The organism is Verrucosispora sp. WMMD703 (assembly GCF_049178935.1).
GTDB classification, from domain to species: domain Bacteria; phylum Actinomycetota; class Actinomycetes; order Mycobacteriales; family Micromonosporaceae; genus Micromonospora; species Micromonospora sediminimaris.
The window spans coordinates 3,339,958-3,362,903 of the sequence record NZ_JBMHMM010000004.1 but is presented as its reverse complement, the minus strand read 5'-3'; the positions used below and the strand labels follow the sequence as shown (position 1 = coordinate 3,362,903).

14 protein-coding genes are annotated in these 22,946 nt (G+C 69.1%); 4 read left to right on the top strand and 10 right to left on the bottom strand.

Annotation, left to right across the window (positions count from 1 at the left end; all coding sequences use genetic code 11):
- Positions 1-210 precede the first annotated feature (210 nt).
- Positions 211-2,955, top strand: a complete 2,745-nt coding sequence (locus tag ACN26Z_RS15885; protein WP_421461966.1) for a beta-L-arabinofuranosidase domain-containing protein — start codon at positions 211-213, stop codon at positions 2,953-2,955.
- A 456-nt stretch (positions 2,956-3,411) separates the two neighbouring features.
- A complete protein-coding gene (locus ACN26Z_RS15880) occupies positions 3,412-4,785 on the top strand; it encodes an endo-1,4-beta-xylanase (RefSeq protein WP_093402219.1) in 1,374 nt (457 codons plus the stop codon).
- A gap of 106 nt (positions 4,786-4,891) precedes the next feature.
- Here ACN26Z_RS15880 and ACN26Z_RS15875 read toward each other — a convergent pair whose 3' ends face one another.
- Positions 4,892-5,881 carry a LacI family DNA-binding transcriptional regulator gene (locus ACN26Z_RS15875; RefSeq protein ID WP_170863337.1) on the bottom strand — a complete coding sequence of 330 codons (990 nt, stop codon included), beginning with the start codon at positions 5,879-5,881 and terminating at the stop codon, positions 4,892-4,894.
- 578 nt (positions 5,882-6,459) lie between these two features.
- Here ACN26Z_RS15875 and ACN26Z_RS15870 point away from each other — a divergent pair.
- Both ACN26Z_RS15870 and ACN26Z_RS15865 read left to right on the top strand, forming a co-directional pair.
- On the top strand, positions 6,460-8,112 hold the full coding sequence (locus ACN26Z_RS15870; protein ID WP_421461963.1) for a glycoside hydrolase family 27 protein: 1,653 nt from the start codon (positions 6,460-6,462) through the stop codon (positions 8,110-8,112).
- The gene (locus tag ACN26Z_RS15865; protein WP_282238620.1) at positions 8,109-9,905 is read left to right on the top strand and encodes a family 43 glycosylhydrolase; all 1,797 of its coding nucleotides are present in this window, start codon (positions 8,109-8,111) and stop codon (positions 9,903-9,905) included. The genes ACN26Z_RS15870 and ACN26Z_RS15865 overlap by 4 nt, the downstream gene beginning before the upstream one ends.
- 195 nt (positions 9,906-10,100) lie before the next feature.
- Here ACN26Z_RS15865 and ACN26Z_RS15860 read toward each other — a convergent pair whose 3' ends face one another.
- From ACN26Z_RS15860 to ACN26Z_RS15820, 9 genes are all read right to left on the bottom strand, one after another.
- Positions 10,101-12,197: an RICIN domain-containing protein gene (locus ACN26Z_RS15860; RefSeq protein WP_421461961.1), complete on the bottom strand. Its 2,097-nt coding sequence runs from the start codon at positions 12,195-12,197 to the stop codon at positions 10,101-10,103.
- Between the two features lie 381 nt (positions 12,198-12,578).
- On the bottom strand, positions 12,579-14,081 hold the full coding sequence (gene araA, locus ACN26Z_RS15855; RefSeq protein WP_282238622.1) for an L-arabinose isomerase: 1,503 nt from the start codon (positions 14,079-14,081) through the stop codon (positions 12,579-12,581).
- 27 nt (positions 14,082-14,108) lie between these two features.
- The gene (gene yjfF / locus ACN26Z_RS15850; RefSeq protein WP_093402214.1) at positions 14,109-15,095 is read right to left on the bottom strand and encodes a galactofuranose ABC transporter, permease protein YjfF; all 987 of its coding nucleotides are present in this window, start codon (positions 15,093-15,095) and stop codon (positions 14,109-14,111) included.
- Positions 15,096-15,171: 76 nt separating this feature from the next.
- Entirely contained in the window at positions 15,172-16,245 is a 1,074-nt protein-coding gene (locus tag ACN26Z_RS15845) for an ABC transporter permease (RefSeq protein WP_093402213.1), read from the bottom strand.
- Positions 16,242-17,783 (bottom strand): sugar ABC transporter ATP-binding protein, encoded by a 1,542-nt coding sequence (locus tag ACN26Z_RS15840; protein ID WP_282238623.1) that lies wholly within the window; start codon positions 17,781-17,783, stop codon positions 16,242-16,244. The genes ACN26Z_RS15845 and ACN26Z_RS15840 overlap by 4 nt, the downstream gene beginning before the upstream one ends.
- Positions 17,784-17,962: 179 nt before the next feature.
- Positions 17,963-18,967: an ABC transporter substrate-binding protein gene (locus ACN26Z_RS15835; RefSeq protein WP_373870606.1), complete on the bottom strand. Its 1,005-nt coding sequence runs from the start codon at positions 18,965-18,967 to the stop codon at positions 17,963-17,965.
- Positions 18,968-19,088: 121 nt separating this feature from the next.
- Positions 19,089-19,781, bottom strand: coding sequence for an L-ribulose-5-phosphate 4-epimerase (locus tag ACN26Z_RS15830; RefSeq protein ID WP_232511079.1), 693 nt, complete (start codon positions 19,779-19,781; stop codon positions 19,089-19,091).
- Positions 19,778-21,448: a ribulokinase gene (araB, locus tag ACN26Z_RS15825; protein ID WP_421461957.1), complete on the bottom strand. Its 1,671-nt coding sequence runs from the start codon at positions 21,446-21,448 to the stop codon at positions 19,778-19,780. The genes ACN26Z_RS15830 and araB overlap by 4 nt, the downstream gene beginning before the upstream one ends.
- A 167-nt stretch (positions 21,449-21,615) precedes the next feature.
- The gene (locus tag ACN26Z_RS15820; protein WP_421461955.1) at positions 21,616-22,869 is read right to left on the bottom strand and encodes an ROK family transcriptional regulator; all 1,254 of its coding nucleotides are present in this window, start codon (positions 22,867-22,869) and stop codon (positions 21,616-21,618) included.
- Positions 22,870-22,946 lie beyond the last annotated feature (77 nt).

Here is a 22,946-nt window from a genome sequence, read left to right as displayed (position 1 = left end):
GCAACGTCTTGCGGTAGCCATATAGAGCCGCGTATGTTAGCGATAACATTGATGGGCTTGGCAAGGCCGCCACCGCAGCAAACGCGCCGGGTCCGATCGTTGCGCGCTGCGCGCCGCGCATCGACGTCATCGCACCACTCCTCGCCGCCCGGTCGGCCACCACTCCCGCCGGGTCGGGCGGCGTTCCCCCATGCCACCACGGAGGTCGTGATGCCCTACCCGTCCCTCAACCGTCGACACGTGCTCCGGGCCGCCGGCGCGGCCGCCGTCGCCGCCGCCGTCGGCCCCGCACTGGCCAACGGCACCGCCAGTGCGGGACTCCCCCCGGTACGCCCCGACCTCGGCGTCTCCGCGTACGCCTTCGAGCCGGGTCAGGTTCGGTTGACCGCCAGCCGTTGGCTGGACAACCAGAACCGCACGGTCAACTACCTGCGCTTCGTCGACGTCAACCGGCTGCTCTACAACTTCCGCGCCAACCACCGGCTCTCCACCGCCGGTGCCGCGGCCCTGGGCGGCTGGGAGGCCCCCAACTTCCCGTTCCGCACCCACTCGCAGGGGCACTTCCTGAGCGCCTGGTCGTACCTGTGGGCCGTGCTCGGCGACACCACCTGCCGGGACAAGGCCAACTACATGGTGGCCGAGTTGGCCAAGTGCCAGGCCAACAACGGTGCCGCGGGCTTCAACACCGGCTACCTCAGCGGCTTTCCCGAGTCCGACTTCACCGCCGTGGAGAACCGCACGCTCAACAACGGCAACGTGCCGTACTACGCCATCCACAAGACCCTGGCCGGGCTGCTCGACGTGTGGCGATACGTCGGCAACAACCAGGCGCGCGACGTCCTACTGGCGTTCGCCGGCTGGGTGGACTGGCGCACCAGTCGACTGAGTTCGGCGCAGATGCAGGCGATGCTGGGCACCGAGTTCGGCGGGATGAACGCCGTGCTGACCGACCTGTACCAGCAGACCGGCGACGCCCGCTGGCTGACCACCGCCCAGCGGTTCGACCACAATGCCGTGTTCAATCCCCTGGCGGCCAACTCCGACCAGCTCAACGGGCTGCACGCGAACACCCAGGTACCGAAGTGGATCGGCGCGGCCCGCGAGTTCAAGGCCACCGGCACCACCCGGTACCGGGACATCGCCAGCAACGCGTGGAACATGACGGTCAACGCCCACACCTACGTCATCGGCGGCAACAGCCAGGCCGAACACTTCCGGGCCCCGAACGCCATCGCCAGCTACCTGCGCAACGACACCTGCGAGGCGTGCAACACGTACAACATGCTCAAGCTGACCCGGGAGCTGTGGCTGCTGGACCCGAACCGGGTGGCGTACTTCGACTTCTACGAGCGGGCACTGCTCAACCACCTGATCGGAGCGCAGAACCCGGCCGACAACCACGGCCACATCACGTACTTCACCCCGTTGAACCCCGGCGGGCGGCGAGGTGTCGGACCGGCATGGGGCGGCGGCACCTGGAGTACGGACTACAACTCCTTCTGGTGCTGCCAGGGCTCGCAACTGGAAACCAACACCACCCTGATGAACTCGATCTACTTCCACAACGACACCACGCTCACGGTGAACCTGTTCCTGCCCTCGGTGCTGAACTGGTCGCAGCGCGGCATCACGGTCACCCAGAGCACCACCTACCCGGTCAGCGACACGACGACCCTCACCGTGACCGGCGACGTCGGCGGGTCGTGGACGATGCGGATCCGCATTCCGGCGTGGACGCAGGGAGCGACGGTCAGCGTCAACGGCACCGCGCAGAACATCAGCACCACCCCGGGCACGTACGCGACCCTCACCCGATCCTGGGCCTCCGGCGACACGGTGACCGTACGGCTCCCGATGCGCGTGATCGTGCAGCCCGCCAACGACGATCCGAACGTGGTGGCACTCACCTACGGGCCCGCGGTGCTCTCCGGCAACTACGGCAACACCGCGCTCTCCGCCCTGCCCGCCCTGGCCACCACCTCGGTCAACCGGACCAGCACCTCGGCGTTGACCTTCACCGCCACCGCCAACGGCGCCACGGTCAACCTGGGCCCGTTCTACGACGCGCACGGGCACAACTACACCGTCTACTGGAACGCCAACGGCCAGTCCCCGGGCACCGGAACGGCGACGTTCCGGCTCGCCAACGCCGCCAGCGGCCTGGTGCTCGGCATCGAGAACATGTCCACCGCCGACGGGGCGCCGGCGTTGCAGTGGGGCGACAACGGCACCGCCGACCATGACTGGCAGCTGGTCGTCGACGGCAACGCGGTGAAGTTCCGCAACGCCAACAGTGCCAAGGTGCTCGGGGTGCAGAACATGTCGACCGCCGACAACGCGCAGGTCCTGCAATGGTCCGACACCGGCACGGCCGACCACCGGTGGACGATCGTGGACGTCGGCGACGGGTCACACAAGATCCGTAACGGGCACACCGGCAAGCTGCTCGCCACCCTCAACGGGTCCACCGCGCAGGGTGCCCGGGTCGTCCAGGATCCGGACAACGGCACGCCGGACAACCAGTGGCGGTTCGTGCCCAACGGTGCCCGCCGGATCCAGAACCTGGCCACCGGTCTCGTGCTGGGCGTGCAGAACATGTCCACCGCCGACGGCGGCCTGGTGATCCAGTGGGGCGACACCGGCACCGCCGACCACCTCTGGACCGCGATCGTGGACAGTGGCGGCTACCTGCGGCTGCGCAACTCCCACAGCGGCAAGGTGCTGGGGGTGGAGAACGGCAGCAGCGGCAACGGCGCCCGCGTGGTGCAGTGGGCCGACAACGGCGCGGCCAGCAACCGGTGGCGGCTGCGGTACGCCGCGAACGGCTACTTCCGGATCCAGTCCGCAAACGGCGGGCGGGTCCTCGGCGTCACCGGCGCCTCGTCCAGCCAGGGCACTCAGATCGTGATCTGGGACGACAACGGCGCGGGCGACCACCGTTGGCGTTTCATCTGAGCCTGACCGCTGTCACCGAGGCCGTCGGAGCGACCCACCACGGGGTCGTCTCCGGCGGCCTCGACCGTCATTGCATCCATCGTCATCGCTTGAGCATGTTATCGATAACATGCTAGCTTCGGGACAGGGAGCCACGGGCACGCTCCTGTTCAGGTCACCGGCCACCGGGCCGAGGCGGCACCAAGCCGACCCCGCCTGGCGGCCTGTCCGGGCCGGCATCCGCGAGACGCCGCGCGCTGTCAATCCGCGCGGAAGGGCACGCCTCGACGGCACCGATCGTCGCGTCATGGCCGCTGTCATCGGCGACCGCCACATCCCGACCAACCCCGCAACCCGTGCGATCCGCGCTCGGGTCGCCTCGCCGTGCCCGGATCCACACCTCCGCGCCGGTAGGCGGCCGCCAGCAGGCTGATCCGGGGTGGCATCCCGAACCACCACCATCGAAAGGGCACGTCGATGAAATCCAGAACCACCGGAGGCAGGGTCGTGGGCATCCGACCGCGTACCGTGCTGATGTCCGTCGCGGCCGGTGCCGCGCTGCTCGTCTCCACCGCGCTGGTCGCGCCCTCCGCCCACGCCGCCGCCAGCACCCTCGGCGCGGCGGCGGCGCAGAGCGGTCGCTACTTCGGCGCCGCCACCAACTCGTTCCAGCTCTCCAACTCCGCCTACGCCACGATCCTCAATCGTGAGTTCAACTCGATCGTGGCCGAGAACGAGATGAAGTGGTACGCCAACGAGCCCCAGCAGAACTCCTTCAGCTTCAGCGCGGGTGACCGGCTCGTCGCGCACGCCCGGGCCAATGGGATGTCCGTACGTGGCCACACCCTGCTCTGGCACGCGCAACAGCCCGGCTGGGCACAGAACCTGTCCGGCACCGCGCTGCGTAACGCGGCGATCAACCACGTCACCCGGGTAGCCACCCACTACCGGGGTCAGATCCACTCCTGGGACGTGGTGAACGAGGCGTTCGCCGACGGTGGCAGCGGCGCGCGGCGGGACTCGAACCTGCAACGCACCGGCAACGACTGGATCGAGGCCGCCTTCCGCGCCGCCCGCGCGGCCGACCCCGGCGCCAAGCTCTGCTACAACGACTACAACACCGACGGCATCAACGCGAAGTCGACAGGCATCTACAACATGGTGCGCGACTTCAAGCAGCGCGGCGTCCCGATCGACTGCGTCGGCTTCCAGTCCCACCTCGGCACCACCCTCGCCGGTGACTACCAGGCCAACCTGCAACGCTTCGCCGACCTCGGCGTCGACGTGCAGATCACCGAGCTGGACGTCGCTCAGGGCCCCAACCAGGCGAGCATCTACGAACGGGTGACCCGGGCCTGCCTGGCCGTGACGCGCTGCACCGGGATCACGGTCTGGGGTGTCTGGGACGCCGCCTCCTGGCGGGATGACAACCCGCTGCTGTTCGACGGCAACGGGAACAAGAAGCCCGCGTACACCTCGGTGCTCAACGCGTTGAACAGTGTCAGCGGACCGAACCCGACCACCGCGCCGCCGACCACCACCGCGCCCCCGCCGGGCGGCGGTGCCTGCTCGGCCTCGGTGTCGCTGAACTCCTGGAACGGCGGCTTCGTGGCCACCGTACGGGTCACCGCCGGCAGTGCCGCGATCCGGGGCTGGACCGTGCGGATCACGCTGCCCGGCGGCGCGGCGGTCACCGGCACCTGGAACGCGCAGGCCAGCGGCAGCACCGGGACGGTGAGCTTCGGCAACGTCAGCTACAACGGTCAGGTCGGCGCGGGCGGTAGCACCGAGTTCGGCTTCCAGGGCACCGGCGTCGGCCCCTCCGGCACCCCCACCTGCACCGCAACCTAACCCACCCCACCCGGGTACGAATCGCCGGTTGATCAAGAAGTTTTGGTCGCGTCCAGCGCGCAGGCCGACCAAAACTTCTTGATCAACCCTTCGGTGGAGGGGTTGGTCAGGGGCGGGGTGGGGGGCCTACGCTTCGGCGGGCCACCAGGGTCGGGGCGATGGTCCGGCGCAGGGCGCCACCGCTCACCGACTCGATCTGGGTGAGCAGCATCTCCAGGCTCGCCCGGGCCACCGCGCCGAAATCCGGTCGTACGGTGGTCAACGGCGGAATGAAGTAGGCGGCCTCCGGCACGTCGTCGAAGCCGACCACGCTGATGTCGTCCGGCACCCGGCGGCCGTGCTCGTGCAGGGCGCGCAGCACCCCGAGGGCCAGGTGGTCGTTGGCGGTGAAGACGGCGGTGACGTCGGGCATCCGGGCCAGCATCTGCCCACACCGGTAGCCGGCCGCCGCGGACCAGTCCGCCGGCACCAGCGGCGGGATCTCCGCGCCGGCCGAGGTCAGCGCCGCCCGCCAGCCCTCGATCCGGCCGGCGCTGTCGAACCAGTCCGACGGACCGGAAACGTGCCAGACCGTACGGTGACCGGCGTCGAGCAGGTGCTGGGTGGCGGCCCGGGCACCGGCCGCCTGGTCCACCGTCACCAGCGGCATCGGCCGATGCGGATCCCCGTCCACGGTCACCAGCGGCACGTCCTTCGGCAGACGCTCCAACGCCTCGCCGGCCGACTCCACCGGCGCGATCACCACGATGCCGGCGACCCGGTGCGCCAGATGCCGCTCCACCACCGCCGAGATCGACCGATGATCGAGGTCACGCACGCTGCCCACACTTACCGCGAAACCGGACTCGGCGGCCGTCTGCTCCAGCGCGGCCAACAGCGAGGCCGGACCGTAGAGGGTGGTGTTCTGCGCGACCACCCCGATCACCTGCGAGCGGCCGGTGACCAGCGCGCGGGCCGCCCGGTTCGGCCGGTAGCCGAGCTCGGCGATGGCCGCCTGGACGCGCAGTCGAGTCTGCTCGCGTACGTTCGGGTGCCCGTTGAGCACCCGCGAGACCGTCTGATGGGAAACACCGGCGAGGCGGGCCACGTCCGTCATCGCAGGATCGCGTACGGCCATCTCACACTCCCCGCAATCCAGTCGCTCGCCGCAGCCCGTCGGCGATGACTGGCACGGCTCAGGTACAAAGATCCCCTCGCGCGGTGCCCACGCCGGCCCGTGCCGTCCGGGTGGAGAGCGCTAGATCACGCACAGTCTAGCGCCAGTAGCCGCCCCGGTGGCCGCCGGGCCGTCCGCGTACGCCACACAGCGTCCTTCATCGCTGTCTGTTAGCGGTCACACCCGGATTCCACTCCGTTCGGTTCGACGCAGATCTGTTGCTCCGAGAGGCTGTGTGGGCAAGCAACAGACAATTTACAGGCATTGATGATAGCGATAACATTCCTGTCATCGGAACGGTGCCTGCCGACACGGCGCGGCGGCAACCGTGCGGGGCCCGAAACAGCGTGCCGACCGGCGATATCCGGGCCCTGCACATCGGCGTCCCGGACGACTGCACGCGTACGTGGGCGGCGTGCGCAGGATCCGCCCGCAGAGTTCCACCCGGCCGGACCCCGCCGAACGCCGCGATGCCGGCGACCGGACCGATCACCACACCGACGCAAGGAGGATTCGACGTGCGTAGCGCAAGAAGGTGGCTGACCGCCGCCCTCGGCATCCTGGCGGTGACGCTCACCGCGAGCTTCGCCGACGGGGTCATCTCCCCCAAGCCGGCGCAGGCGCTGAACAACGGCGTCGCCCGTACCCCACCGATGGGCTGGAACACCTGGAACACGTTCGGCTGCAACATCAACGAGACGCTCATCCGCCAGATGGCCGACGCGATCGTCAATCACGGGTTGCGCGACCTCGGATACAAGTACGTCGTCGTCGACGACTGCTGGTTCAACCCGGACCGGGACGCGCAGGGCAACCTCCAGGCCCATCCGCAGCGGTTCCCGAGCGGCATGAAGGCCCTCGGCGACTACCTGCACTCCCGCGGGCTGCTGTTCGGCATCTACCAGGGGCCGCTGGACCAGACCTGCGCCCAGTACTTCGACGCCTTCCCCGGTTCCACGGGCAGCCTCGGACACGAGTACCAGGACGCCCGGCAGTTCGCCGCCTGGGGCGTGGACTACCTCAAGTACGACTGGTGCTCCCCCACCGGCACCATCAACGACCAGGTGGCCCGGTTCGGCATCATGCGCGACGCGCTGGCGGCCACCGGCCGGCCGATCGTCTACAGCATCAACTCGAACAGCATCCACGAGAAGACCGGGCCGCAACGCAACTGGAGCGACGTGGCCAACCTCTGGCGGACCACTGAGGACATCACCAACACCTGGGACAGCGGCCAGACCAACGGCTACCCGATGGGCATCCAGAACATCGTCAACGTGAACGTGCCACTCGCCGGCTACGCCGCACCGGGCGGATTCAACGACCCGGACATGTTGGAGGTCGGCAATGGCGGCATGAACGACACCGAGATGCGCAGCCACTTCGCGCTGTGGTCGATGATGGCCGCGCCGCTGATGATGGGCAACGACCTGCGCTCGGCCAGCACAGCGACGCTTGACATCCTGCGCAACCAGCACCTGATCGCGATCAACCAGGACACGTTGGGGCTCCAGGCCGTGCAGGTCTCGCACGACGGCACCCGGCGGGTACTGGCCAAGCGGCTGGCCAACGGTGACGTCGCGGTCGCGCTGTTCAACCAGGGCAACTCCACCACGACGATCTCCACCACGGCGGCGGCGATCGGCAAGACCGGCAGCTCGTTCACGTTGCTCAACGCGTGGACCGGCGGCACCTCCACGACCACCGGGACCATCTCCGCGAGCGTGCCGGCACACGGCACCGTGGTGTACCGGGTAAGCGGTGGCGGCACCACCAACCCACCGGTCCCGAGCACCTTCCGGCTGCGCAGCGAGTCGGCCGGGCGCTGCCTCGATCTCGACAACTCGAACACCGCGAACGGCACCGGAACCCTGATCTGGGACTGCCACGGCAACCCCAACCAGCAGATCACCCAGGACGGCCAGACGTTGCGGATCCTCGGCAAGTGCCTGGACGTGCCGACGAACGCCACAAACGGCACCCGGGTGCAGGTCTGGGACTGCAACGGCGGCACCAACCAGCAGTGGACGTTCAACGCCAACGGCACGGTGAGCAACGGCCGCTTCCCGTCGCTGTGTCTGGACGTCAACAACGCCGGCACCGCCAACGGGACCGCGGTGATCCTCTGGTCCTGCCACGGCAACGCCAACCAGCGGTGGAGCCGGGCATGAGCATCACGGCGCTCCGCCGCGTCGTCGCCGTGCTCGTGAGCATGACCTGCGCGATCGCCCTGCTACCCGGCGCGGCGCGGGCCGACAACCCGATCGTCCAGCACATCTACACCGCCGACCCGGCACCGATGCTGCACGACGGTCGGGTCTACCTCTACACCGGCCACGACGAGGACGGCTCGACCTACTTCACCATGCGTGACTGGCGGGTCTTCTCCTCGGCCGACATGGTGAACTGGACCGACCACGGCACGCCGATGAGTCTGGCCACGTTCGCCTGGGCGGACGCCAACGCGTGGGCCGGGCACGTCATCGCCCGTAACGGGAAGTTCTACTGGTACGTGCCGGTCCGGCAACGCTCGAACGGGCAGATGGTCATCGGGGTCGGGGTCGCGGACAGCCCGACCGGGCCGTTCCGGGACGCGCTCGGCCGCCCGCTGGTCGGCAATGGCGAGATCGATCCGCACGCGTTCATCGACGACGACGGTCAGGCGTACCTGTACTGGGGCAACCCGAACCTGTGGTACGTACGGCTCAACCCTGACATGATCTCGTTCTCCGGCGGTCCGACCCAGATCCCGCTCACCACGGCGGGCTTCGGTACCCGGACCGGAAACGCCAGCCGGCCCACCCTCTACGAGGAGGGGCCGTGGGTCTACAAGCGCAACGGGCTCTACTACAACGTGTTCGCGGCGGAGTGCTGCTCGGAGTTCATCGGCTACTCGACGGCACCCGGCCCTACCGGCCCGTGGACGTACCGGGGAACGGTCATGCCCCGGCAGGGCTCCAGCTTCACCAACCACCCCGGCGTGATCGACTTCGCCGGTGGGTCGTACTTCTTCTACCACAACGGTGCGCTGCCCGGCGGTGGCGGCTACACCCGGTCGGTCGCGGTGGAGAAGTTCACCTACAACTCCAACGGAACCATCCCCACCATGAACATGACCACCGCCGGGGCACCCCAGGTCGGCACGTTGAACCCGTACGTACGCCAGGAGGCCGAGACGATCGCCTGGGGATCCGGTATCGAGACCGAGCCGGCCAGCGAGGGTGGCATGAACGTCGGCTGGATCGACAACGGCGACTACATCAAGGTAAAGGGGGTTGCCTTCGGCACCGGAGCGACCACCTTCTCCGCGCGGGTCGCCTCGGCCACCAGCGGCGGCCGTATCGAGGTACGGCTGGACAGCGCCAGCGGTCCGCTCGTGGGCACCTGCACGGTGGCCGGTACGGGCGGCTGGCAGACCTGGACGACCACCAGTTGCGGGGTGTCCGGCGCCACCGGCACACGCGATCTCTACCTGCGTTTCGCCGGCGGCAGCGGCAGCCTGTTCAACGTCAACTGGTGGCAGTTCGCCGGTGGCGGTGGCGCACCGACGGCCTACCGGATCACCAATCGCAACAGCGGGCAGGTCGTCGACGTCCAGCAGCCGAACCTCGACAACCTCGCGGTGATCGGTCAGTGGAGCAGCAACGGCAACGCCTGGCAGCAGTGGCGTTTCCTCGACGCCGGCAACGGCAACGTACGGCTGCAGAGCGTGCACAGTGGCAAGTGCGTCGACGTGCGCGACGTCTCCACGGCCGACGGGGCGCAGATCATCCAGTACACCTGCCACGATGGCCTGAACCAGGTCTTCAGCTGGCGATCGACCGGCGACGGCTACCACCAGCTGGTCAACGTCAACAGCAACAAGTGCCTGAACGTGGCCGGCGGCTCCACCGCTCTCGGTGCCGCCCTGGAGCAGCGTACGTGCAGCTCCGCGTCGAGCATGCAGTGGTCCCGCGCCGCCTGAGCCACAGGTAGCCGAGGCCGGACGGGTGCCGGGTGGGATGTCTCCCACCCGGCACCCGCATGTCCCCCGGCTGCCGGCGGCGGCAATCGCCGGGCCGGAGGAGGGGCCTGTCGCCCGCTCGGCGGGCAGGCGACAGGCCCCGGTCCGTGGGTGACGGCCCGGCATCGGTACGACGCCGGACCGTCAACCGTCACCTCATGGCGTGGCCAACTCGAAACGGCGCACCGTCACCGAGCCGCCCAACGCCTGGGTGGCGTAGTTGAAGATGGCGAACCGGTAACCCATGAAGAACGTCCAGTTGTTGTTGAGCGTCAGGGCGTTGCCCAGCGGGACGAAATTGACCCCGTCGGTGCTGTAGGAGAAACGCGCCTGCCGACCGGAGCCGGGCCGGATGTCGGCGTTGGCCCGCAGCCAGATTCGCCCACCGGAGACCGCGGCGCTGGCGATCTCGCTACCGGTGCTGCTGGTGTCCCAGTTGCTGTTCATGTTCAGCCCGTTGGTCATCACCACCCGGGTGGCACCGTTGTCCCGCCGGACGCCGATCCACGCCGAGACGTCCCGCAGCATGGCCAGGCCGGTACGATCGCCGTCGCGCATCGTCGAGTAGTCGATCTCGACCGTGCCGGTCGAGGTCGGCCCCTGGATGCGGTGGGTGATCGTGTTGCGTGCCCGGTAGAGGTCGTTGGTCACGGTGGCGGTCTGCAACCGAAGCCCGTTGTTCACCGACCACCGGCTGTTGTCGGGGTTGTGGTTCCACTCGTACTGCGGACCGAGGGTGGTGCCGGTGAACGTGTCGACGCCGGTGAGCGGCTTGACCGGACGCAGCGGCAGCGGGTTCGGGTAGTTGACGCCCCAGGCGCCGTTGACCGTCTGCACCTGCGGCCAGCCGTCCGCGGTCCAGTTGATCGGCGCGAGGGTCGGCATCCGGCCGCCCGGGTACGCGTCGGTGAATGCCATGTAGTACCAGGATCCGTTCGGCAGCTGCACCAGTCCGCCCTGGTGGGGCACCCCGCCGCCGGAGATCGGGCCCTGCATGTTGAGCAGCACCTGGCGCTGCTCGTACGGGCCGAAGGGGCCGTTTGTGGACTTGAGCACGTACTGGCCGTTGGCCGGGCGGGTCAGCCAGATGTAGTAGGCGCCGTTGCGCTTGTAGAAGCGCGCGCCCTCCAGGGTGCCGATGCTCGACGGCGTCTGGTAGACCTGCTGCGCCCGGACCTGGCTGCGCCCGTCGGCGGAGAGCTGAGCCACGCTGATGGTGCCGTTGCCGTACGCGACGTACATGGTGTCGTTGTCGTCGATCAGCATCCCGGCGTCGTAGTAGCACTGCGGCAGGGTCGCGTGCCGGCTCCAGGTACCGTCGACGGCCGTCGCGGTGTAGATGTGGGTCTGGGCGAAGTTGATGCACCCGGCCCAGTAGTAGGTCTGGTTGCTCGGCCGGTAGTTCAGCGTCGAGGCCCAGATGCCCTCCACGTACGCCTGCTGCCCGGCGGGCAGGTCGTACTTGGTGCCGAAGTCCAGACGGGGTACCGAGTGCCCGGCGAACTCCCAGTTCACCAGGTCGTACGAGCGCAGGATCGGGGCGCCGGGCGAGTAGTGCATGGTGGAGGCGGTCATGTAGTACACCTCGCCGACCCGGATGACCTCGACGTCGGCGAAGTCCTGCCAGACGACGGGGTTGGTGAAGCTGCCGCCGGAGGGCGGGTCGGTGGGGTTGCCGCCGCCGTCGACGCGGACGAGTTGCCACTGCTGGTTGGCGCCGCCCCAGTCGTCGTACTGCACGATGTTGCCGCCGTCGGCGGTCGAGGCGTTCTGCACCTCCATCACCTTGTTGGAGTTGCGGTTGATCAGCCGTACGTAGCCACCTGCCGAGTCGGCCAGTCGGAACTGCTGGTTGGTCCCGTTGTGGTCGGACCACTGCACGATCGAGGCGCCGTTGGCGGTGGAGAAGTTGTAGACGTCGAGCACCTTGCCCGAGTGCCGCGACTTGAGCCGGTAGTAGCCGCCGCCGGAGTCGACGAACTGCCACTGCTGATGGTTTCCGTCGTTACGCGACCACTGGGTGATCCGGGCCCCGTCGTTGGTGGCCAGGTTGTAGACGTCGAGAGCCTTGCCGCTGTTACGGTTGACCAGCACGTACCAGGCGTTGGTGTCCACCGTGGCCGCGGCTGCGGGCGATGGCGCCACCGCGGCGAGGGAGCCGCCCACCACCATCGCCGTCAGGATGGCCGCCGCGCGCGACAGCCAGCCGCGCCGGCCCGGCGCGGTCCGTGGGACCTCACCATTGGCAATCATGATTCTCCTTCGGGATACGAGCAGAACGAACAGGACGGCTCCTCTGCGGCCTACGCCGTCGCTGATCCGGTGCGGCGTGTGATCGCTAACATGACCGCCCTGCCCAAGGGAGAGATCAGGTGACCACCAGCTTCAGAGCAACGTGGCGCGTCCCGGACGGCCACAGATATCGTCCGTCTTCACTACGACTGTGAGCGATAACACGGCCTTCGTCAAGACGTAACATCAACGACGCCGTACGGCTCGCAGAAGCCTGCTCGCGGTCCCCGGCCGGCGGGGTGGCGCGCCGGCCGGGGACCCTGCCACCCGCGGGCGCGGGCAGCCGCTGGCGGGGCGGAGAGGCCGCTACGGCAGCTCCGCCACACCAGCGTCAGCGGGCGGTCAGAACCCCCGGGCCAGCCGGTAGTACGCCTGGTTCCAGCGCAGCTCGTCGGCGAACCGCCGGGGATCGGTCTCGGCGTCGATGACGACGAGTTCGGTACGGCTCATCTCGGCGAGGTCGTGCAACTCCTCCACCCCGACCGCCTGGGACAACACGGTGTGGTGGGGCGCGCCAGCGGTGATCCACGCTTCGGCGGAGCCGGGCAGGTGCGGTCGCGGCCGCCAGACCGCCCGGGCGACCGGCAACCGGCGCAGTGGTTGCGGTGGGGAGACCACGTCGACCTCGTTGGCCACCAGCCGGAAACGCTCGCCCATGTCCGCCAGGCCGAGCACCACCGCCGGCCCCGGCGCGGCGTCGAAGACCAGCCGGACGGGATCCTCACGACCGCCGATGCTCAGCGGATGGATCTCCACGTTCGGCACGTCACCGGCGATCGACGGGCAGACCTCGAGCATGTGGGCACCGAGCACCAGTTCCTCGCCCGGGGTGAGGTCGTAGGTGTAGTCCTCCATGAACGAGGTTCCGCCCTCGGTGCCGACGGCCATCGCCTTGAGGGTGTGCACCAGCACCGAGGTCTTCCAGTCGCCCTCACCGCCGAAGCCGTAGCCATCGGCCATCAGTCGCTGCACCGCGATGCCGGGCAGTTGACGCAGCCCGCCCAGGTCCTCGAAGTTGGTGGTGAAGGCGCGGAAGCCACCGGCGTCCAGGAAGGTGCGCAGCCCCAGTTCCAGCCGGGCGGCGTACCGCAGCGAATCGTGCCGCTCGCCGCCGGGTCGTAGCTCGGCGGCGACCCGGAAGGTGTCGTCGTACTCCTTGACCAGATCGTCGATCTGCGCCTCGGACACCTCGTCGACCACCCGCACCAGGTCGTTGACCCCGTACGTGTTCACCGAGACGCCGAAGCGCAGCTCCGCCTCGACCTTGTCCCCCTCGGTGACGGCCACGTCGCGCATGTTGTCGCCGAATCGCGCCAGCCGCAGCGAGCGCATGGCCGACCAGCCGATCGCCGCCCGGGTCCAGGCACCGACGCGGGAGACCACCCGGGGGTCGGAGACGTGCCCGGCGACCGTCTTGCGGGCCACCCCGAGCCGGGTCTGGATGTACCCGAACTCCCGGTCGCCGTGCGCGGCCTGGTTGAGGTTCATGAAATCCATGTCGATCTCGTCCCACGGCAGCAGGACGTTGGCCTGGGTGTGCAGGTGCAGCAACGGCGTCTGCAACGCGTCCAGGCCCGAGATCCACATCTTCGCTGGCGAGAAGGTGTGCATCCAGGCGATCACCCCGACCGCCCCCTGCGACGCGGCATCCCGGCAGGTCCGCAGGATGTCGGCGCTGGTGGTCAGGACCGGCTTCCAGACCACCCGGGCGGGAATGTGCGGCGATTCGTCGAGCAGAGCGGCGATCTGACGGGACTGGTCGGCCACCTGCCGGAGCGTGTCCTCGCCGTACATTGCCTGGCTTCCGGTTAGGAACCAGACCTCGGGTTCAGGGTGTGTTGCCATGGGAGTTGCCTTCCGCGAGAGGGGCGGTCACTTGTAGCGGATGCCGATGAGGCGCTGGAGCAGGATGAACGCGAAGAGCAGGCCTCCGATCACGATCTTGGTCCACCAGGAGTTGAGGCTGCCGTCGAAGGTGATCAAGGTCTGGATCACGCCGAGTACCAGCACACCGAGCACCGTGCCGAAGATGTACCCCGAGCCACCGGTGAGCACCGTGCCACCGATGACCACGGCCGCGATCACGTCGAGTTCCATCCCGATGGCGATCAACGGGGCGCCGGACAACGTGTAGAAGGAGAGCAGGATCCCGCCGATCGCCGCGCACAGGCCACTGATGGTGTAGACCGCGATCCGGGTCCGGCCCACCGGCAGCCCCATCAGCAGCGCCGACTGCGGGTTGCCGCCGATCGCGTAGACGTTGCGTCCCAGTCGCGTGTACGCCAGCACGTACGCGGCGATCAGGACCACCGCGAACGCCACCAGCACGCTGATCGAGACGAAGTTGCCCCGGGGATCGCCGATCCGGTACTGCGACATCGTGGTCCAGAACCCGTCGGTGATCGGAATCGACGCGTCGCTGATGAACGTGCACATGCCCCGGGCGAAGAACATCCCGGCCAGGGTGACGATGAAGGGCTGGATGTCGAAGAAATGGATCGCGCAGCCCATCAGGAACCCGAGCGTCGGCCCGATCAGCAGGGCGATCACCAGCACCAGCAACGCGGGCAGCCCGGACTGCAACAACCAGGCCGAGACCATCGCGGTCATCGCCGCCACCGAGCCGACCGACAGGTCGATACCGCCGGTGAGGATCACGAAGGTCATCCCGACGGCGATGACGAGAAGGAAACCGTTATCGATGAAGACGTTGAAAACCACCTGGACGTTGGAGAACGCCCGGTACTGGGACACACCGATGCCGTACATCACCAGCAACAGCGCCAACGTCGCCAGCACCGGCATGTGCCGCCGAGGCAGCTTGGCCCAACTCGGAGCGGAGATCGGGAAAGTACTCATGCCGGCACTCCGCTCCGCTCCGTGCCGCCATGAGGCACCAACACCCTGAACTGATGATTCGCTCGCTGACGCTCACTCATGCCGGCACCTGCTCCTTCTGCCGCTGCGGAGACGGCTGGGGCGGCGGCGGTGCCCCGGGCCGTCGACGGCGGAACTTCGCCCGGAAGGCCGGTGCCTGGATGAGGCAGACGGCGATGACGACTACCGCTTTGAACAGCAGCGCCGTCTGGGGTGAGATGTTCATGGCGTACACCGTGGTGGTGAGGGTCTGGATGATCAGGGCGCCGAGGATGGTGCCGCCGAGGTAGAACCGGCCACCGGCGAGCGAGGTGCCGCCGATGACGACCGCGAGGATCGCGTCCAGCTCCACCCACAGGCCGGTGTTGTTGCCGTCGGCGCTGGAGACGTTGGCGGTCATCATGAACCCGGCGATCGCGGCACAGGCGGCGCTGACCACGTAGACGAGGAAGACGACCCGACCGGACCGGATGCCGGCCAGCCGGCTGGCCTCCCGGTTACCGCCGACCGACTCGACGATCATGCCGAGCGCGGTACGGCGGGTGAACGCCGCGACGAGTAGGGCCGCGGCCAGGGCGATGAAGATCGCCAGGGGCAGGGTCAACAGGTGCCCCAGCCCGATCGCCCGGTACGGCCCGGAGTTGATGGTGATGATCTGGCCCTCGGCGATCAACTGTGCGAGGCCCCGGCCGGCCACCATCAGGATGAGCGTGGCGATGATCGGTTGGATGCCGATGACGGAGACCAGAACCCCGTTCCAGGCACCGAGCACCAGCGCGACCCCGAGCGCCATCGCGAGCGCGGTCAGCACGGTGACGAGGTTGTTCTGGTCCGGTGCCCGGCTGATGTAGAGGCAGGCGATGGCGCCGCTGATCGCGCAGAGCGAGCCGACCGACAGGTCGATGCCGCCGGTCGAGATCACCAGGGTCATGCCCAGCGCGACCAGGATCAGCGGGGCGCTCAACCGCAGGATGTCGATCGGGGTGCCGTACAGGTGCCCGTTGTTGACCTCGATGGCCAGGAACCCCGGACGGTAGATGGTGTTGGCCGCCAACATGACCACGAGCACGGCGACCGGCCAGAACAGCCGGTGGCCGAGCATGGTACGGAAGCGGTTCCCGGCGTCGCTCATCGGCTCGCCTCCTCACGCTCGGTCCCGCTGGCGATGGTCTGCATGACGCGGTCGGCATCCACAGTGTCGTCGTTGTCGAGCTGGGCGACCAGTTCCCGGTCGCGCATCACCGCGATCTTGTGGCTGAGACGCAGCACCTCCTCCAGCTCGGCGGAGATGAACAGCACCGCCATCCCACCGTCGGAGAGCTCCACCACCAGCCTCTGGATCTCGGCCTTCGCGCCGATGTCGATTCCCCGGGTCGGCTCGTCGAGGATTAGCAGTCGCGGCTCGGTGATCAGCCAGCGGGCCAGCAGAACCTTCTGCTGGTTGCCGCCGGAGAGGTTGCGCACCGGCATGTCCGGGTTGGCCGGACGGATGCTCAACGCCTTGATGTACCGGTCGACCAGCTCGTCCTGGCGGCGACGTGGGATCGGGCGCAGCCAGCCCCGGGCGGCCTGCATGGCCAGGATCATGTTCTCCCGGACCGACAGGTCGCCGATGATCCCCTCCGCACGGCGGTTCTCCGAGCAGAAACCGATGCCCCGCTCGATCGCCTGCACCGGGTTGCGCAGGCCGGTCTGGGCGCCGTCCACCTGGACCTCGCCGCGGTCGGCCCGATCAGCACCGAACAACAGCCGCGCCACCTCGGTACGCCCGGAGCCGAGCAGCCCGGCCAGGCCGACCACCTCACCGGCGTGGATGGTCAGGCTGAACGGGGCGACCGCGCCCCTGCGCCCGAGCTGCGACACCTGGACGAACGGGGCGCCGCTCTCGATGGCCGCCGTCGTCTGCCGGGGCTGCTCGTCGATCCGATCGAGAACGTCGAGCTCCTTGCCGATCATCTTCTCCACCAGCGCCAGCTGCGGCAGCTCGGCGATCGGGTACTCCCCCACCAGCGTGCCGTTACGCAGCACGGTGATCCGGTCGGCGATGCCATAGACCTGGTCGAGGAAGTGGGTCACGAAGAGAATCGCGATGCCCTCGTCCCGCAACTGCCGCATGATCCGGAACAGTTGCGCGACCTCGCCGGCGTCCAGGCTGGAGGTCGGCTCGTCCAGGATCAGCACCCGGGCCTGTACGTCGATCGCCCGAGCGATCGCCACCATCTGCTGCACGGCCAGCGAGTAACTCGCCACCGGCGCGGTGACGTCGATGTCGAGGTCCAGCCGGGCGAGCAGCTGTCGGGCCCGCCGACGCACCTCGCCCCAGCGGACGGCGCCGAAACGGCGCGGCTCCCGCCCGATGAAGATGTTCTCCGCCACGGACAGGTTCGGGCAGAGATTGACCTCCTGGTAGACCGTGCTGACCCCGGCCGCGGCAGCCTGCATCGGTCCGTTGAAGGCCACCTGCTCGCCGTCGAGGGTGACGTTGCCCTCGTCGATGCCGTAGACGCCTGTCAACACCTTGATCAGGGTCGACTTGCCGGCGCCGTTCTCGCCCATCAGGGCGTGCACCTCGCCAGGAAGGAGCCGGAAGTCGACATTGTGGAGTGCGCGCACCCCGGGAAAGGACTTGCTGATCCCGGTCATCGTCAGGACCGGACGACTATCCGTCATCCCATCGATCCTCTTCTAATTTTCATCGATGCGGAAGGGCCAGTTCTCCCGGCACGCCGCCCGGCCGGCCAGCGGGCCGGCCGGGCGGCGTGGCACGGGACGTCGGGCCGGACGCCCAGTCCGTCGGGAATGGGCGACGCGGCGGGGCCGCCACGTGGGTGCGGCGGCCCCATGCGTCATCAGTACTTGCGGTTGGGCAGGGCCTCCTTGGCCTGCTCCTGGGTGAAGGTGGTCTCCTCGGTCTCGATCCGCGGCGGCACCTCCTCGCCGGCGTGCACCTTCTTGGCCAGGTCCATCAGCTGTGGGCCGAGCAGCGGGCTGCACTCCGCGATGAAGTTGAACTTGCCGTCGGCCAGGGCCTGCATGCCGTCCTTGACCGCGTCGATGGTGATGATGGTGATGTCCTTGCCCGGCTCCTTGCCCGCCGCGGTGATCGCCTCCAGCGCGCCCAGACCCATGTCGTCGTTGTGCGCGAAGAGGACGTCGATCTTCGGGTGGGCCTTCAGGAACTGTTCCATCACCTGCTTGCCGCCCGCGCGGGTGAAGTCACCGGACTGGGAAGCGATGACCTTCAGCTTGGGGTCGGCCGCGATCGCCTCGGCGAAGCCCTTCTTCCGGTCGTTGGCCGGGGCGGAGCCGGTGGTGCCCTGCAACTCGACGATGTTCACGTCGCCGGTCGCGTCCTTCTTGTTCTCCACCAGCCACTCGCCGGAGAGCCGGCCCTCCTTGACGAAGTCAGAGCCGAGGAAGGTCTTGTAGAGCGACTTGTCGGCGGAGTCCACGGCGCGGTCGGTCAGGATGACCGGGATGCCGGCGTCCTTGGCCTCCTTGAGCACCGTGTCCCAGCCCGACTCCACCACCGGCGAGAAGGCGATCACATCGACCTTCTGCTGGATGTAGTTGCGGATGGCCTTGATCTGGTTTTCCTGCTTCTGCTGCGCGTCGTCGAACTTCAGCTCGATGCCGGCCTCGGCCGCCGCCTCCTTGATGGAGTTGGTGTTGGCCGTACGCCAGCCGCTCTCCGCGCCGACCTGGGAGAAGCCCAGGACGAGCTTGCCGTCGTCGCCTCCGTCGCCGCCGCCGGTGTCGCTGTTGCCGCAGGCCGCCACGCCGCCGGCGAGCAGCACGGCGGCGACGACCGCGATGGCGCGCCGACGCGCCATGGGCATTCGCATGTTCCTCATCGGATCTCCTCGGGTGGGGTGCGGTTGTCCACGCCGGCCGCAGAGGTACACGAGCAGCCAGCGCTGGTGGTGCGGAATCTGTGCGTCAGGTGGTGCCAGGCGACCCGGTTCACCGGGTCGGTCAGGAGTTCGCCGGGGGCGAAGAACGTTGGCCGTAGACGTTCTGGTAGCGGTCGTAGAGGGCGTCGATGTCGGCCTGCGCCATCGGCACCGGTTGCCCGAGCGCGCGCGCCAGGTGCGCGGTTCGGGCGACGTCCTCACACATCACCGCGGCCTTGACCGCGGCCCGGGCGTTGCGCCCGATGGTGAAGACGCCGTGGTTGCGCATCAGCACCGCGGGCGATCGGTGCCCGGTGAGCGTGCTGACGATCCCCTTGCCGATGTCGTCGCCGCCGATCAGGGCGAACGGGCCCACGGGGATCTCCCCGCCGAACTCGTCGGCCTGCGCGGTGAGGTGGCACGGGATCGACTCGCCCCGCGCCGCCCAGGCGGTGGCGTACGTGCTGTGGGTGTGCACGACGCCGCCCACCTCGGGCATGGCGCGGTAGACGTAGGCGTGCGCCGCGGTGTCGCTCGACGGCGACAGTTCCCCCTCGACCGGCACGCCGTCGAGGTCGCAGAGCACCATGTTGTCGGCCGACAGGTCGTCGTAGTCGACGCCGCTCGGCTTGATCACCATCAGCTCGTGCCCGGGTACCCGGGCGGAGACGTTGCCGGCCGTCCAGGCGACCAGACCGTACCGGGTCAGTTCGCCGTGCAGCCGGGCCACGCTCTCGCGCAATTCGCTGATCTGTCGGCTCACTTCGACGTTCACGCGAAGACCTCCTGCTGCGACGTAGCCGACTCCACAGCCGCGTTGCGGATCGCCCGCAGCCGCAGCATCACGTCGTTGGCCCCGCGACCGAAGTGGTCGTGCAGCGCCCGGTACTCGGCGTAGAGGGCGTCGTAGGCGCGTACCCGGTCCGGGTCCGGCTGGTAGACCGCCGCCGATATCCGCCCCATCGCCTGCGACGCGTGATGGATCGAGGGGTGGGCGCCGGCGGCCACGGCGGCGTGGATCGCCGAACCGAGCGCCGGCCCCTGCGCGGAGCCGATGATGCCCAACGGCCGGTTGGTGACGTCGGCGTAGATCTGCATCAGCAGCTCGTTCGACGTGAGGCCACCGGCGATCACCAGGTCGTCGACCGGCACGCCGGCCTCGACGAACGCCTCGATGATCATCCTGGTGCCGTACGCCGTCGCCTCCAGCAGGGCCCGGTAGATGTCCTCCGGGCGGGTGGCCAGGGTCAGCCCGACGATCAACCCGCTGAGGTCGTGGTTGACCAGCAGCGACCGGTTGCCGTTCCACCAGTCCAGCGCGACCAGGCCGTGCGCGCCGACCGGCTGCGCGGCGGCCAGCTCGGTGAGTCGCTCGTGCGAGTCGACGCCGGCCGGCGCGGCGTGCTTGACGAACCAGCCGAAGATGTCGCCGACACCGCTCTGCCCGGCCTCGTAGCCCCACGCACCGGAGCTGATGCCACCGTCGACCACCCCGCACATCCCGGCCACCTCGGCGAGATCGGTGCCGTTGACCACGTGACAGGTCGAGGTACCCATGATCGCCACCAGCCGGCCCGGGTCGAGCGCCTGGGCGGCGGCCGCGGTCACGTGCGCGTCGACGTTGCCGACCGCGACGGCGATCCCCTCCGGCAGCCCCGTCCAGGCCGCGGCACGGGCGGTGAGTCCACCGGCCCGGGCGGCGAGGGGCATCAGCGGGCCGTCCAGTTTGGCCACGAAGTCACCGAAACCGGGATTGAGCGCGGTGAGGTACTCCGCCGACGGGTAGCTGCCGTCCTGGTGGATGCCCTTGTAGCCGGCGGTGCAGACGTTGCGGGTCTCGACACCGCACAACTGCCAGATGATCCAGTCCGCCGCCTCGATGAACCGCTCGGCCCGGTGGTAGACCTCCGGATCCTCCTCCAGGATCTGCAAGCCCTTGGCGAACTGCCACTCGGCGGAGATCTTCCCGCCGTAGCGACCGATCCAGGGCTCGCCACGTTCGTGGGCCAACGCGTTGATCCGGTCGGCGTGCGGCTGGGCGGCGTGGTGCTTCCAGAGCTTCACCCAGGAGTGCGGACGCTGCCGCAGCTCCGGCACCTCGCACAACGGCGTACCGTCGGCCAGCGTCGGCAGCACGGTGCAGGCGGTGAAGTCGGTGCCGATGCCGACCACGTCGCCCGGGTCGATCCCGGCGGCGGCCACCGCCGCCGGCACCGCGTGGCGCAGCACGTCGCGGTAGTCCTCCGGGTCCTGCAACGCCCAGTCCGGCGGCAGCGGCGTACCCCCGTCCGGCAGCGCTGAGCTGATCACCGCGTTGCGGTACTCGTGCACCGCGGTCCCCAGCTCGGCACCGTCGCGGACGCGGACCACCAGGGCCCGCCCCGACAGGGTGCCGTAGTCGACGCCGACGACGTACTCGTCGCCCGCTGCCACACCGCTCATCTTCACCTCCGGCCGATGACGGACCTCAGTGTTAACGCTCACATCCGATGTCGTCAAGACACCTCCCGGCAACAGCTCCGTAACGGACTGCATGGTCGCAGGCCCACCCGCCGGTCGGCTACCCCATGCCACCGGCCCGACCGCGTCGTCGACGCCGGCCGCCCTGCTCAGACCTGTTGTCGCCGCCGGAAACCCGGCACCGGCGCGGACGTCGGCACGCCGACCTCCGGCGACACCGGTGCGGTCAGCGCCGCCAACGGATCGTCGAGCAGCCGGGCGAAACCGAGTTCCGCCGCGCCGACCAGGGTGGCGTCGTCGCCGAGGGCCGCGGTGCGCAGCCGGACCGTCTCCCGGGCCACCGGCAGCACGTGCCGGGCGATGCGACCGCGTACCTGGGCGGCGGCCCCCGGGTAGAGGTCGCACAGCATCCCGCCGAAGACCACCACACCCGGGTTGAACAGATTGATCAGATTCGCGACCCCGATGCCGAGCCAGTCGCCGATCCGGCGCAGCGCCTCCCGCGCCATCGGATCCCCACGGTCGGCGTCGTCGGCCACCGTCCGGACGGCAGCACGCCCGAACAGCTCGGCGGGCCGACCGGCGGCATCGAGCAGGGCCCGCTCCCCCACCTCCGCCTCCAGGCAGCCGCGCGAGCCGCAACCACAGGGCCGGCCGTCGTACGGGTTGACCACCATGTGCCCCAACTCGCAGCCGTAGCCGCTGTCGCCGCCCAGCAGCCGCCCGCCGACGATGATTCCGCCGCCGACGCCGACGTCACCGTGCAGGTACACGAGATCGTCGAGGCCGACACCCGCGCCGCGCTGCTGTTCCGCCTGCGCACCGAGGTGGGCCTCGTTGCCCACCGACACCGGCAGGCCGAGCCCGAGGCGGCGGCCGAGTTCGTCGCCGAACGCCTGGTCGACCCAACCCAGGTCGGGCCCGTACCGCACCATCCCGTCGCCCGGCCGGATCATGCCGCAGTACGACGCGCCCACGCCGACGCAGCAGGCGCCCGGCGGTGCCGCCCGGTGCAGCTGGCGGCCGAACCGGGCGAGGACCGTGACCACGTCGTGCAGGTCCGGCCCGGCGCGCGGACGCACCGCCTCCCGCCGGTCCAGGATCCTTCCGCCGAGCCCGACCCGGGCAGCGACCAGCCGGTCCACGGCGACGTCGAACGCCAGGACGTAGCAGCGCTCGGACGCCGGTCGCACCACAAGTGACGGGCGTCCGGCACGGCCGGTGTCCACCGGTGACTCCTCACCGACGAGACCGAGCCGGCTCAGCTCGGTGGTCAACGCCATGATGGTGCTGCGGTTCAGGCCCATCCGTTCGCTGAGCTCGGCCCGGGACAGCGGGCCGCGGAGATGCACGTGCCGCAGCAGCGCGCCGGCGTTGCGCCGCCGAATCTCCTCCTGGACCAATCCGACCTCCGCAGGTCAGCTCCGAGCGACGCGGAGCCGACCCGAGGAAGTGTTTCCACACCGCGACCCGACGTCAA